This is a genomic window from Thermotoga sp. RQ2 (assembly GCF_000019625.1).
Lineage (GTDB): Bacteria > Thermotogota > Thermotogae > Thermotogales > Thermotogaceae > Thermotoga > Thermotoga maritima.
Genome location: NC_010483.1, coordinates 1,777,900 through 1,790,499, shown reverse-complemented (window position 1 = coordinate 1,790,499; position 12,600 = coordinate 1,777,900). Strand labels below are relative to the sequence as shown.

At 47.3% G+C, this 12,600-nt stretch carries 14 protein-coding genes; 3 read left to right on the top strand and 11 right to left on the bottom strand.

The features are described 5' to 3' along the window. Positions 1-34: 34 nt before the first annotated feature. Entirely contained in the window at positions 35-1,171 is a 1,137-nt protein-coding gene (gene wecB, locus TRQ2_RS09145) for a non-hydrolyzing UDP-N-acetylglucosamine 2-epimerase (RefSeq protein WP_012311334.1), read from the top strand. Here wecB and hisIE read toward each other — a convergent pair whose 3' ends face one another. Genes hisIE through TRQ2_RS09095 form a run of 10 tightly spaced genes read right to left on the bottom strand, consistent with a single transcriptional unit; the run spans position 1,172 to position 9,367 of the window. Further along, complete coding sequence (hisIE, locus tag TRQ2_RS09140; protein WP_012311333.1) at positions 1,172-1,762, bottom strand: bifunctional phosphoribosyl-AMP cyclohydrolase/phosphoribosyl-ATP diphosphatase HisIE; 591 nt, start codon at positions 1,760-1,762, stop codon at positions 1,172-1,174. Beyond that, the gene (gene hisF, locus TRQ2_RS09135; protein ID WP_012311332.1) at positions 1,762-2,523 is read right to left on the bottom strand and encodes an imidazole glycerol phosphate synthase subunit HisF; all 762 of its coding nucleotides are present in this window, start codon (positions 2,521-2,523) and stop codon (positions 1,762-1,764) included. Before hisF ends, hisIE begins: the two co-directional genes overlap by 1 nt. Further along, positions 2,513-3,238, bottom strand: coding sequence for a 1-(5-phosphoribosyl)-5-((5-phosphoribosylamino)methylideneamino)imidazole-4-carboxamide isomerase (hisA, locus tag TRQ2_RS09130; protein ID WP_004080485.1), 726 nt, complete (start codon positions 3,236-3,238; stop codon positions 2,513-2,515). The genes hisF and hisA overlap by 11 nt, the downstream gene beginning before the upstream one ends. Further along, positions 3,217-3,822 carry an imidazole glycerol phosphate synthase subunit HisH gene (gene hisH / locus TRQ2_RS09125; protein WP_012311331.1) on the bottom strand — a complete coding sequence of 202 codons (606 nt, stop codon included), beginning with the start codon at positions 3,820-3,822 and terminating at the stop codon, positions 3,217-3,219. Before hisH ends, hisA begins: the two co-directional genes overlap by 22 nt. Next, on the bottom strand, positions 3,819-4,406 hold the full coding sequence (gene hisB, locus TRQ2_RS09120) for an imidazoleglycerol-phosphate dehydratase (protein WP_004080483.1): 588 nt from the start codon (positions 4,404-4,406) through the stop codon (positions 3,819-3,821). The genes hisH and hisB overlap by 4 nt, the downstream gene beginning before the upstream one ends. Beyond that, positions 4,403-5,410 carry a histidinol-phosphate transaminase gene (gene hisC / locus TRQ2_RS09115; RefSeq protein ID WP_012311330.1) on the bottom strand — a complete coding sequence of 336 codons (1,008 nt, stop codon included), beginning with the start codon at positions 5,408-5,410 and terminating at the stop codon, positions 4,403-4,405. The genes hisB and hisC overlap by 4 nt, the downstream gene beginning before the upstream one ends. Further along, a complete protein-coding gene (gene hisD / locus TRQ2_RS09110) occupies positions 5,407-6,693 on the bottom strand; it encodes a histidinol dehydrogenase (protein WP_004080480.1) in 1,287 nt (428 codons plus the stop codon). The genes hisC and hisD overlap by 4 nt, the downstream gene beginning before the upstream one ends. Beyond that, entirely contained in the window at positions 6,665-7,291 is a 627-nt protein-coding gene (gene hisG, locus TRQ2_RS09105; RefSeq protein WP_004080478.1) for an ATP phosphoribosyltransferase, read from the bottom strand. Before hisG ends, hisD begins: the two co-directional genes overlap by 29 nt. Then, positions 7,285-8,112 (bottom strand): ATP phosphoribosyltransferase regulatory subunit, encoded by an 828-nt coding sequence (locus TRQ2_RS09100; RefSeq protein ID WP_148202962.1) that lies wholly within the window; start codon positions 8,110-8,112, stop codon positions 7,285-7,287. The genes hisG and TRQ2_RS09100 overlap by 7 nt, the downstream gene beginning before the upstream one ends. 46 nt (positions 8,113-8,158) lie before the next feature. After that, entirely contained in the window at positions 8,159-9,367 is a 1,209-nt protein-coding gene (locus TRQ2_RS09095; protein WP_012311328.1) for an RNA-guided endonuclease TnpB family protein, read from the bottom strand. Between the two features lie 433 nt (positions 9,368-9,800). Between TRQ2_RS09095 and TRQ2_RS09090 the strand changes: the two genes are divergently transcribed. After that, the gene (locus TRQ2_RS09090) at positions 9,801-11,066 is read left to right on the top strand and encodes an ArsB/NhaD family transporter (RefSeq protein WP_004080471.1); all 1,266 of its coding nucleotides are present in this window, start codon (positions 9,801-9,803) and stop codon (positions 11,064-11,066) included. Here the strand turns inward: TRQ2_RS09090 and TRQ2_RS09085 are convergent. Beyond that, on the bottom strand, positions 11,049-11,906 hold the full coding sequence (locus tag TRQ2_RS09085; protein ID WP_004080469.1) for an alpha/beta fold hydrolase: 858 nt from the start codon (positions 11,904-11,906) through the stop codon (positions 11,049-11,051). The two genes, TRQ2_RS09090 and TRQ2_RS09085, sit on opposite strands and share 18 nt — an antisense overlap. 59 nt (positions 11,907-11,965) lie before the next feature. On the opposite strand from TRQ2_RS09085, the gene minC reads away from it, so the two are divergent. Then, positions 11,966-12,598 carry a septum site-determining protein MinC gene (gene minC, locus TRQ2_RS09080; RefSeq protein WP_012311327.1) on the top strand — a complete coding sequence of 211 codons (633 nt, stop codon included), beginning with the start codon at positions 11,966-11,968 and terminating at the stop codon, positions 12,596-12,598. The last annotated feature ends 2 nt before the right edge of the window (positions 12,599-12,600 follow it).

Below are 12,600 nucleotides of genomic sequence, written 5' to 3'. Positions count from 1 at the left end.
TCCTCGTGTACAATTTTAACAGGAGGTGGAGGACGTGATCAGAGTTCTCAGCGTCTTCGGAACAAGGCCCGAGGCAATAAAGATGGCACCACTTGTGAAAAAACTCGAAGAAGAACAAAACGTGGAAAGTTTAGTCTGTGTCACCGCTCAGCACAGACAGATGCTGGACCAGGTGCTGGAAGTTTTCGATATAAAACCGGATTTTGACTTGAACATAATGAAAGAAAGGCAGAATCTCTCCGATATAACCGTGAATGCGCTGTCTGGTCTTTACGATCTGATAGGAGAGTTGAAGCCGGATATCGTATTGGTTCAGGGAGACACGACGACCACGTTCGCAGGGGCGCTCGCGGCCTTCTATCACAGGATCCCGGTTGGCCATGTAGAAGCGGGCCTGAGGACGAACGACAGATACTCTCCCTTCCCGGAGGAGATCAACAGAAGACTAACGGGTGTTCTCTCCACACTGCATTTCGCACCCACAAAGAGGAACAGAGAGAACCTTCTGAAGGAGAACGTCATGGGGAAGATCTACGTGACGGGAAACACGGTGATAGACGCCCTCAGGTACACCGTGAAGGAGAACCACGTTTTTGAGGATCCGATTTTGAGGAATATGGATTTTTCTGACGGAAGGTACATCCTCCTCACTTCACACAGAAGAGAGAACATCGGAAAACCCCTGGAAAACATCTGCAGGGCAGTGAGAAGGATCGTTGAAGAATTCGAGGATGTGAAGGTGATTTACCCGGTTCACATGAACCCCGCTGTGAGAGAGATCGTATTTCCGATGCTTGAAAACGTGGAAAGAGTTTTCCTAATCGATCCTGTGAATGTGATTGACATGCACAATCTGATGGCAAGAAGTTATCTCATTATGACTGACTCTGGAGGAATACAGGAGGAGGCACCGGCCCTTGGAAAGCCGGTGATCGTTCTGAGAAAGGAGACAGAAAGACCCGAAGCGATCGAAGCGGGTGTAGCCGTTTTGGGAGGAGTGGAGGAAGAGAGAATATTCGAACTTGCAAAGAAGCTTCTTTTGGACAGAGAAGAATACGAGAAAATGGCGAAAGCCGTGAACCCATTCGGAGATGGCAGAGCTTCAGAGCGCATTGTGAAAGCGATTCTTCACGAGTTCGGGCTTTCAGATCCACCAGAGGAGTTCTGCTGATCACTTTCTTCTCTTTTCGAGTTCTCTCATGACATCCTGGACAGTGACACCAGCGTCAGCCATGAGGACGGTGAGGTGGTAGATCATGTCCGCTATCTCCCAGACGAGATTCTCTTTGTCATTCTGGAGATACCCCGTGATCACCTCTACCGCTTCTTCCCCGAATTTTTTGGCGATTTTTCCTTTGCCTTCCCTGAAGAGCTTCGCCGTGTAGGAACCTTCCGGCATCTCTTCTTTTCTTTTTTTAACGAGTCTGTAGAGATCCAGCCAGAAGGTGGGAGAGCCCGTTTCTTCAAACCTGTGCTCCACCTTGAAAAAGCAGGATCTGTTTCCCGTGTGGCACGCCACCTTATCTTCTGGAAAATCAACGATGTACAGGTAAGCATCGTCATCGCAGTCCCTTCTTATTTCAACCACTCTCATCGTGTTTCCAGAGGTTTCTCCCTTTTTCCAGATTTTCTGTCTCTCTCTCGAGAAGAAATGCGCGTATCCCGTTTTCTTGGTGAGCTCCAAAGCCTCTTCGTTCGCGTAGGCCAGCATCAACACCTCACCCGTTGTTCTCTCCTGAACCACCACCGGATAGAGCGTCATCACAACCCCTCCAGTCTCACGTTCACTCCGTGTTTTTTGAGGTACTCTTTCAGTTCTCTCACGTCGATCTCTCTGAAGTGAAAGACAGAAGCCGCAAGGGCAGCGTCGGCACCTGCCAGGAAGGCTTCAAGGAAATGTTCCATTTTTCCCGCACCACCGGAAGCGATGATGGGAAGTGTGGTTAGTGGCCTCACGAACCTTATCATCTCCGTATCGTAACCCGATTTTGTGCCGTCTCTGTCGATGCTGGTGAGCAGGATCTCTCCTGCTCCTCTCCTTTCTACTTCAACCACCCAGTCTCTCAGAAGTATGCCCGTGTTCTTCTTTCCGGAGTAGGTGAAGACCATGAACTCTCCATCCACTCTTTTTGCATCTATCGCCACGACAACGGCCTGACTCCCAAAAGTTTGAGCGATCTGTGTGATCAAAGAAGGATTCCCCACAGCCGCCGTGTTTATGCTCACCTTGTCCGCACCACGGAGAATGAGCTCCGAGGCCGTTTCGAAGTCGTGGATACCTCCTCCAACAGTGAACGGAATGTCGATCTGCTCGGCCACCTTTTCGACCAGTTCCAGCATGGTTTTCCTCTTCTCAACGGACGCGGTGATATCCAGAAAAACGAGTTCGTCTATTCCAATTTCGGAATAGAACTTTCCCAGTTCGACAGGATCACCGCTGTCCCTGAGGTTTTCGAAGTTCGTTCCCTTCACCACACGACCGTCTTTCACATCGAGACACGCGATTATTCTTTTAGCGAGCATATCTCTTCATCACCTCAACTGTGAGAATTCCCTCCAGAAACGCCCTTCCCACGATCACACCTTTGAGAAGCCCGTTCGTTTCTGTGTGAACCTTCTGCGCTGTTTTCAAAGAGTTCTCCGAAGAGATACCACCCGCTGCGAGTACTTTCACTTCAGCTTCGATCGCTATCTTTTTGGTGAGAGAAAAATCGTGCTCCTGAAGAGTGCCATCTTTTTCGATCTCCGTGTGTACGATCTCTTCAAGGCCGTATTCTTTCAGTCTCTTCAGAAGAGAAACAGGGTCGATCTCCTCTTCCGCCAGCCACCCTTTGAACGCTACTCTTCCACCTCGAGTGTCCAGACTGAACACGGGCTCCACATCTATTTCTCTCAGGGATTTCAGGAAAGAAGGATCTTCCAGAACCTTTGAGCTCACGATCTGTCTTCTGTATCCCAGCTTTCGGAGTTTTTCCGCGTAATCGAGCGATCTGATCCCGCCTCCGATCTGTATGTGCTCGGCAAATTCAGAGAGTTTCTCGAGAACTGGAAGATTCTCGCCGCTGTTTTCTATCGCATTCGAGAGATCCACCACGTGAATCAGTGTGAATCCTTCTTCGATGAGTTTTTCCACCAGTTCTACGGGATCTTTTTCGTAAAATATGGTGTTCTCTTTTCTTCCTTTTATCATCCTCGCTACTTTTCCTCTGAAGAGATCTATCGCCGGGACAACGAGCATTCGATCACCTTCTCAAGCAGTTTTCTTCCGATTTTTGAACTCTTTTCGGGATGGAACTGAAACCCCAGAATTCTCCCCTTCCTCACCGCGGATGGAAAGATCTCACCGTCGTATTCAGTTGTTCCCAGAACGTGTTCCTCCTCGCACACAGCTCTGTAGGTGTGGACGAAGTAGTAATACCCGTTCGGAAACGTGTCTTTGAAGATCACCTCGTTCCAGCCCATGTGGGGAAGTCTTCTGCTCCTCAGTTTCACGACGTTTCCTTCTATGAGAGAAAGACCTTTCACGCCGGGTGCCTCTTCGCTCTCTTCAAAAAGAAGCTGCATTCCAAGACAAACTCCGACCACGTACCTCTCGTCTTCGACGTGTTTTCTTACGAACTCGATGAGATCATTCTCCCTGAGACGTCTCATCCCTTCGCCGAAGTGTCCCACACCCGGGATGAACAGAAGATCGTACAGGTCGTTTCGAGGTGATTCCACGAGCTCTATCGAAACATCCTCAAAATTCTCGGATGCCCTTTTCACTCCGCGGTACAGATTCATTATGTTCCCCGGACCAACAGAGATTATTCCGATCCTCAATCTATCACACCCTTGGTGGTCTTTTTTTCTGAACTCTCCAGAGCCTTGGCAATCGCTAGTCCAAAAGATTTCATGGCAGATTCAGAGATGTGGTGGTCGTTCTTTCCGAAGAATTTGAAGAAATGAACCGTGATCCTTGCGTGGTTCACAAATCCGCACATAAACTCCTCGAATCCCTCGACGGGCATGTCTTCTATCTTTTCAACGGAGAATTCGAAATTCTTCTGGAAGAAGGGCCTTCCGGAAAGATCCACGTAGCATCCCACCAGCGCTTCGTTCATGGGAACGGTGGCTTCACCGAATCTTCTCACTTTCGTGTAGTCGAAAAGCTCCCTGAATGCAAGCCCCAGTGAAATACCGAAGTCCTCTATCAGGTGGTGAAGGATGCCGTCTTTGCTTTCGCAAGTGCTAACCCTGAGACCCAGGCCAGAGTAATGACAGAAGGTGTTCAGAAGGTGATCGAAAAAATTCACCCCCGTGCTTCCTTCGAGTTTTCCGTGTACCGTGTCGAGCGTTATGGAAATCTCGATCTCGTTGGTGTTTCTCTGAACGATCACACCGTTTTCCAATCTTTCTACCGTCATTTGAACACCTCCAGTTCTCTCAGAATCATATCGTTCTCTTCGCGTTTTCCGATAGTGATTCTAACACCTTCCCTGAAACTGCGAACAGCGACGTTCTTCGTCCGGAGGTGTTCGAGAAGTCTTTCTTTTTCTTCCTTCTCCATGAATACGAACACGAAGTTTCCTCTGGAGTCGGTGATTCGGTATCCCATTTCCCTGAGAGCACTCTTCATCCTCTCGCGTTCTTCCACGATGAACTTCGTTCTTTCTTCAAAGATCTCTCTGTGATCGAGAGCTACCTTTGCGAACATCTGGGAGACGTAGCTCACGTTGAAAGGAAGTCTCACCCTGTTGTAAGCGTCAATGAACTTCTCCGAGGCCACAACGTATCCGACACGTTGCGCTGCCAGGGAAAACGCTTTCGAGAAAGTCCTGATCACAGCGAGATTTTCGTATTTCTTCAGAAGATCCACATAACTTTCTCCGTGGAATTCGTAGTAGGCTTCGTCCAGCGCGACGAAGGCACCCGTTTTCAGGATTCTTTCTATTTCCTCTCTTTCGAAGACATGGCCCGTTGGATTGTTCGGGTTCGGAATGAAAACAACGTCTCCTTCTCCCACGTTCACCTCAGGTATCCTCAGATCTTTCGTGAGCGGCACTTCCAGGAATTTCGCTCCAACTGCCTTCGCAAAGATCCTGTAGCAGCTGTAGGTCGGGGGAAAGAAAACGGAACGGTCGAACATGAGCATCATCACGTAGATGATCTCATCCGCTCCGTTTCCCACAGAGACGTTGTTTTTCGAAAGAAAATCGGTGTCGAGGTATGAGAGTATCTTTTCTATTAATTCTTCATCGGGGGAGTCGTAGTAGATCCTCAGGGCGTCGCTGTTCAATCGTCGAAACACTTCATCCACGAGGTCCTCTGGAAAGGGAAACGGATTTTCATTCAGCGCAAGGTAGGTTTTGTCTCTCTTTTCGGTTTCGTACGGATACGCCCTCTTTGCAATCAAATCGAGAGGATTCACAGCTTTTCCCTCCTGACGTCTATCGCCCGAGCGTGGGCTTCAAAACCTTCCCAGCGCGCCATCTTCGAGTAAAGCTCGCTCTTTCTTCTGAAATCTTCTTCGGAGAGGTGTGTGATGAATATCTTCTTCGTGAAATCGGAAACCCTGAGTCCTGAGGAGAACCTCGCGGATCTGAAGGTGGGAAGAACGTGGTTCGGTCCCGCACCGTAGTCTCCCACAGACTCACAGGTGTACTTTCCGAGAAAGACAGATCCCGCGTTCTTTATGTGTCCCAGTGGCTCAAACGGGTTTTCCACGAGGACCTCCAGATGTTCGGGGGCGATGAGGTTGGAGATCTCAAAGGCCCTTTTCAGACTGTCCGTCAAGATGATGGTACCGAAATTTTCCGTTGAAATCCTGGCCGTTTTTCTTCTCTCTTCTGGAAGAGCTTCCAGGTGTCTTTCAATGACCTGAGGTAATTTTTCGAAGACTTCTTTCGAAGTGGTTATCACCACACTCATCGCGTTCTCGTCGTGCTCTGCCTGGGAGAGGAAATCCGCGGCTATGAGATCCAGGTCGGCACTGCCGTCTGTCACGATCGCAATCTCGCTGGGACCCGCTATGGAATCGATTCCAACGTCTCCGTAAACGTGTTTCTTTGCGAGCGTGACGAAGACTCCACCGGGTCCCACGATCTTGTCAACGGGTTTCACTGTTTCCGTGCCGTATGTGAGGGCGGCTACCGCGTGAGCCCCTCCCATCCGGTAGATCTCCTTCAGACCGAGGATTTCGCAGGTTTTCAGGATGTATGGAGAGATGCCTCCGTTTTCATTCGGTGGTGTTGTGACAGCGATCCTTTCCACACCAGCAACGATAGCGGGAACCGCGCACATGAGGAGCGTGGAAAAGTACGGAACCTTTCCCCCAGGAACGTAGATTCCCACACTCTCGAGAGGAACAACCATCTCTCCCAGGAAGCTTCCACCCTTCGTCGTGAAAAAGAAAGATCTTTCCTCCTGTCTTCGATGGAATTCCTTCAGGTCTTCTATCACGATTTTTATCGTTTCAACGAATTCTTCCTCTACTTGGGCTTCCGATATTTCCTTCTCTGTGACACGAAGGTTCTCGATGCCCACCGGGTGCTTCTCGAACCTTTTGAGGAATTCCTCGAGGGCTCTGTCTCCTTCTTCTTTCACTCTCCTGATGATTTCTTTTACGGTCTCTTCCACCTGCGATACAGATTCCATCCTTTGTTTCAATAGTCTGAGCACTTCTTTATCCCCGGGATTGTTCATTAGAATCATGTTCGATCACCTCCTGGAGCTTTTCAAGGAAGGAAACCACCTCTTCTCTTTTCGTTCTGTAACTCACCGGATTCACCACAACATGGGTTCTTATGACGAATATTTCATCGAGAATCTCCAGGTTGTTCTCTTTCAGTGTTCTTCCAGTTTCGGTGATGTCCACGATGAGATCTGAGAGTCCGGCTATTGGAGCGAGTTCGACAGAACCCTTCAGTGGTATTATGCGACAGTGCCATCCTTTGGATTCGCAGTATCTCTGAGTTACGTTCGGAAACTTCGTGGCGATTCTCTTTTCACCCTCTGGTATTCCCCTTCCCTTCGGACCGGCAAGAACCATTCTGCTAATGTTTGTGGGAATGAAGAAGGGCTGAATGAGACTAGTTTCTTTTTCGAGGAGTACATCGGTTCCACAGAATCCAATGTCTGCCACTCCGTGAACGAGATACGTTGGTACATCGAACGGTCTCACCATGAAACAGACGATATCCTTCCCTTCCCGAAGAATAGAAGACTCCCTTTCGAAAATAACTCCCGTTTTTTTCAGGTAGGTCATCACCTTCTCTTCTAACCTTCCTTTGGGGATTGCCAGTTTCAGCATGTTTTTCCCTCCAGAAAGATGGATCCACCCACACCTTTTTCTCCGTTCACTGTGTACTCTCCGCCGGCAGCTACGAGTCTGGAAGAAGATGTGTCGTAGATGGTGAATATCAGGCCACAGTACTCTTCGATCGTTCTCGCAAGGGTGAGATCGATCTCAACGGAAACGGTGGGGAACTTCTCCTGAAGGAAGGAAGATGCCGAAAGCAGATCTTCCCTCACTGAAAGCGGGAGATCCATCGTCTTCAAATGTTCCGGTGATCTCCGGTATATGCTGTCTTCGATAATCTTCTCTACCCTGGAAAGATCAATTTTCTTCATGTGAGAGAGAAACTCGATTTCCGCGAGGTTTTTCGTGTCGATGAGATTCAGAACCTTCTCGTGGAGGTCCTTCGGAATTTCTTTCAGTAGATCCTCGTAAACACCGGTGTGTCCTATTTCCACTATCACCGGACCTTCAAAAAATTCCGATGCACTTTCGACGATGATCTCAAGAACTTCCAGCGAATCGTCCAAAGAGTTCCTTGGAACCTTTTCGAGTCCAAGTTGATACTCCGCCACCAAATCGCTTCCCGAGTATCTGTAAACGAAATCGGCGTACCAGACCTTGATTTGAGAATCGGGGGAATATCTTTTACGATGGTTGAGGACGGTTTTTGTGAAATCTTCTCTGATGGAGAAAAGATTGCCCTTTCTGTCGAGGAAAAAATTCCCCGCCGGCTCTTCTGCCTTTTCGAGCGTTGGGACGAAGAACGGTGAGAATCCTTTTTTCGTGGCTTTACTGTAGAACGAAAACACCTTCTCGAAATCCAAGAAATCCACCTCCCCAGTGAACTACCATGACTTATAGAAGTCATGGCTTCCCGCTTCAACCCGTGATAGCTCGTAGACCCCTTTCGGGTTCCGCCGCCAGAGCACGGTCCACGGGCATGAACTCGGACGGTTCCCGCCCTATTGAAAGCATCAAGCCGTACCTGACCAAATTCTTCGCAGCGTTCACGTCTCTATCGTGATGCGCTCCACATACAGGACACGTCCATTCTCTAACGCTCAGGTCTTTGACTTCTTTGTTTATGTATCCGCATTCACTGCACATCTGACTTGAGGGATAGTATCTGTTCGCTTTTATCACTTCGATTCCACAGCGCTTTGCCTTGTACTCGAGAAGTTCTAAGAATCTCCTCCACGACTGCATGTGGATGTGCCTGGCAAGTCTGTGGTTTTGAACCATACCTTTGATGTTGAGATCTTCCACCACGATCTTTCCAGCTTGGCTTTCGCTGACAAGATCGTGTGTGATCTTGTGAAGCCAGTCGTTTTTTATGTTGACTATTTTCTCGTACAGCTTTGCAAGACACAAACGTGCTTTTTCCCAGTTCTTTGAACCTCTCTGTTTCCTGGATAATCGTCTGTGAAGTCTTTTGATCTGTCTCTCGTATTTTGAAAGGTCTGGCATTTTATATTTCTTGCCATCGCTCAATGTGATTGTGTCTTTGATTCCAAGGTCTATACCTAGAATGTCGGTGGAAGTATTTTGTACTTCAGCATCTTGGACTTCAAAGACTATCGCAGCGTAATATTTGTTCGTTGGTGTTTTGATGAACGTTGCTTGTTTTATCTTTCCGTCTTTCGGAAGCTTTCTGTGAAGCCGCACTTTTATCCCTTCTTTGAACTTGGGAACGAATATACAGCCGTATTTTGGATTGTCTTCTTTGATATACAGCTGAATGTGCTGTGGAATACGAAAGGTTTGGCGGGAGAATTTCTTTTTCTTGAACTTTGGATAGCCAGCTTGCTTTTTGAAGAAATTTTTGAATGCACGTTCTAAATCTTTCAGCGACTGCTGGAGCGCTTGAGAGTTCACTTCGTTGAGCCATGAATATTTGTTTGTCTTTTTGAGTTTTACCAAAACAGATGCCCATTCGTTGTAGTATGTAGGACGTTCCATTACTCTGTAGATGATGTTGGCGTAGTTCAGAAAGAAGTTGTACACGAATCTGGTGTGACCGAAATGTTTGGCCAGTTTTTCTTCTTGTTCTCTCGTAGGGTAGATTCTGAACTTGTAGGTTCGAAGCATTTTTGTCACGTCCTTGAGATTTGATGTATTCTTTTAACACTTCCAAAGGTGATCCGCCTACTGTCAAAAGACAATCTTCTTCATTTCTCTATGATATATTAACATTTTGGCACAAATTAAATTGCAAATTCATCCCCACCTTATAGAAAATGGTGTCTTCTTTGCGGTTTTATTCGATAAACAAAAAGGCCACGTCTTCTCGACGTGGCCCGTGCGATCTCCCACCATCACACACCCGGTGGAGAAACCGCCGGGCCGTAGCAATGATGGTGGTGTTCACCGAAAAACATTTTCATGATTGCATCCCACATTTTCATACCCTTTCACTCCTTTGGTTTTTATTCTACCATTCTTGCCGTGGAATTCACTTTTTTGAATAATAATTTTAAAAAAACCGGTGTTAGAATAATCCCGTGACAGGGAGGCGAAGAGTATGAACGAAGCAATGTTAGTTCTATTGTTTGCGATCCTCGCTTACTACTTCATCATATTCGGAAAGATCGCCAAATCCGTTGTAACCCTGCTCATTGCACTCGTTCTCATGGCAATAAAAGTTGTCGAAGGCCTCGATCTTAAAAACATAGGTGAAGTGGTCGATTTCAACACACTGGGGCTTCTCTTAGGAATGATGATCATCGTTCACATATTGAAGGGGACTGGTTTTTTCGAATATCTTGCAATTTCCGCTATAAAGATTTCCAGGGGTAGATTCTGGCTTCTGTTCGCCTTCCTTATGGTACTCACCGCTGTAACCTCCGCGTTCCTCGACAATTTGATCACCATCATTCTCGTTTCTCCTATACTGTTTTTGATCCTCGATACGATGGAAGTGAATCCCGTGCCTTTCTTTCTCTTCACGATCTTCATAGACAACATCGGAGGAATGTCAACACTCATCGGAAGTCCTTTGAACATCGTACTTGGTTCGATAAGCGGACTCAGCTTCAACGATTTTCTGAAGAACATGGGGCTTGTAACTGTTCTCATGTTTGTAGTCGTCTTTTTCCTCTTCAAGAGGTACGTTCGCATCGATGAAAAAGCCTTTGAAAAGCTTAGAAATCTTCTCAGCGTGGACCCGAAACGATCGATCACAGACCCGGTGGTTCTCAAAAAATCGCTGTTTGTTTTCCTCTCGACTCTGGTGTTGTTCGGTCTTCATTCCTTCGTGGAAGTAGAGCTTTCGTTGATAGCGCTCATAGCTGCCTGTGCGCTTCTTCTCATGCTTGGAAAGAATTTCGAAAAAGTGTCAGAAGGAATAGACTGGGACACGCTGTTCTTCTACACAGGCCTCTTCATCATCTCGTACTCTCTGGAACAAATCGGTGTTATGGAAGTCATAGCCAGTTTCCTGAAAGCTCTATCTTTCAACAGATTCCTGTTCGTTGCCACGGTAACATGGATCTCCATCCTTTCCACTGCTTTCCTGAGTGCTGTTCCCGCAACTCTCATAATCGCTCCCACACTGAAAATTCTCGTCTCGCAGGGTTTCCCCGCTTCACTGTGGTGGGTGTACGCCGTCGGTGCGAATCTTGGAACGAACCTGACACCTCTTGGAGCCGTTCAGAACATAGTTGGTCTTTCCCTTCTGGAAAAGTACACGAAACACACGGTGAGTTTCAAGGAATTTTTCAAGGTGGCGTGGAGCTTCATGTTCATACCGTTCATAATCGCAACGCTTTACTCACTCATCATCTATTAAGAACCTCACCACTCTTTTTGCGATGTATCTCCTGAAGAAGTAAGAACCTTTGTGACCCGATGGAAGATAAACGGTCTTCTTGTTCTTGAGAAGCTTGTGAAGGCACGCGTAAGACTGGTATGGTATCACATGGTCGAAGAGCGCCCAGAAGAATAGCACTTTCTGGTCAACGAACGGAGCGAAAGATGCCGGGTCGTAGAAATAGCAACCCACCGGTGGTTTTTTTCTGATATCTTCGATGGAGTTGAACGACTTGATAATCTCAGGGGCATTCCTTCTGTTCTTGATACAATCCTTCTCCGATCTACAACCGTATTCGTTTCCATTCTTCCTGTAGAGTTCTCTCAATCTCTCCGTGTAAGGTGAATACCAGTTGATCCATCTCCAGTCTCCACCAGAACAGCAGATAACACCCTTTTCGATTCGTTTTTCACGGGCGAGTGCTATGGTTGTTATCATTCCTCCGAAGCTGAAGCCCATCAACGAAATGGGCTTGTCATTGTCTCTCTTCACAACATCAACCAGATCGATCACGTCCTGCACAGCCTCGTCGAATCGCTTCACACAGAAAGAGGGTGAAGAGTGGTAGAAAGGCTCTCCTCCAGACCAGTTCTCCGGTGCACGTTTTTCGTGATAGGGAAGGATGAGAAACCAGGTTTTGATGTTGTACTCTCTGAACTTCTCTCCAAACCAGAGAAGGTATGGAATATTTCCGTTTCCTATCCCGTGAAGGAAGATCAGATTGCGTTCAATCTTCTCCGGTTCAAAGACATAGACCCGCACAGTTTTGCTTTCTTCAGCGATGGGATCGTACGAAGCATCGAACGTTATCAGTCTCATTTCAGACACCTCCGATTATTATTTTAAACATGATAGAATCTAAAGATGAGGTGATAGGAATGGTGGATTTCAAGATGACAAAGGAAGGCCTTATACTCCTCATAAAAGATTATCAGAACCTCGAAGAAGTCTTGAACGCGATCTCCGCTCGCATTACACAGATGGGGGGATTTTTTGCCAAGGGAGACAGGATCTCTCTGATGATCGAGAATCACAACAAACACTCTCAAGATATCCCAAAGATCGTTTCTCACCTGAGAAATCTCGGTCTTGAAGTCTCACAGATACTCGTTGGAAGCACTGTTGAGGGAAAGGAAAACGATCTGAGAGTGCAGTCACGAACGACGGTTGAAAGCACCGGTAAAGTGATAAAAAGGAATATTCGATCCGGTCAGACTGTTGTTCATTCCGGTGATGTGATAGTCTTCGGAAACGTGAACAAGGGAGCTGAAATCCTTGCCGGGGGTTCTGTTGTCGTCTTTGGAAAAGCGCAGGGCAACATACGTGCGGGATTGAACGAAGGAGAACAGGCTGTGGTAGCCGCCCTCGATCTTCAAACCTCCCTCATTCAAATAGCGGGTTTTATCACGCATTCCAAAGGAGAAGAGAACGTACCTTCTATTGCACATGTGAAGGGAAATCGGATAGTGATCGAACCGTTCGACAAGGTGAGCTTCGAAAGGAGTGAATGAAG

Excerpts from the sequence above, each read along its gene's own strand:
- hisD (WP_004080480.1), bottom strand. The coding sequence starts at position 6,693 with ATGATTCTAATGAACAATCCCGGGGATAAAGAAGTGCTCAGACTATTG.
- TRQ2_RS09095 (WP_012311328.1), bottom strand. The coding sequence starts at position 9,367 with ATGCTTCGAACCTACAAGTTCAGAATCTACCCTACGAGAGAACAAGAA.
- hisG (WP_004080478.1), bottom strand. The coding sequence starts at position 7,291 with ATGCTGAAACTGGCAATCCCCAAAGGAAGGTTAGAAGAGAAGGTGATG.
- hisA (WP_004080485.1), bottom strand. The coding sequence starts at position 3,238 with ATGCTCGTTGTCCCGGCGATAGATCTCTTCAGAGGAAAAGTAGCGAGG.
- hisF (WP_012311332.1), bottom strand. The coding sequence starts at position 2,523 with ATGCTCGCTAAAAGAATAATCGCGTGTCTCGATGTGAAAGACGGTCGT.
- hisIE (WP_012311333.1), bottom strand. The coding sequence starts at position 1,762 with ATGACGCTCTATCCGGTGGTGGTTCAGGAGAGAACAACGGGTGAGGTG.
- TRQ2_RS09085 (WP_004080469.1), bottom strand. The coding sequence starts at position 11,906 with ATGAGACTGATAACGTTCGATGCTTCGTACGATCCCATCGCTGAAGAA.
- hisB (WP_004080483.1), bottom strand. The coding sequence starts at position 4,406 with ATGACGGTAGAAAGATTGGAAAACGGTGTGATCGTTCAGAGAAACACC.
- minC (WP_012311327.1), top strand. The coding sequence starts at position 11,966 with ATGGTGGATTTCAAGATGACAAAGGAAGGCCTTATACTCCTCATAAAA.
- TRQ2_RS09090 (WP_004080471.1), top strand. The coding sequence starts at position 9,801 with ATGAACGAAGCAATGTTAGTTCTATTGTTTGCGATCCTCGCTTACTAC.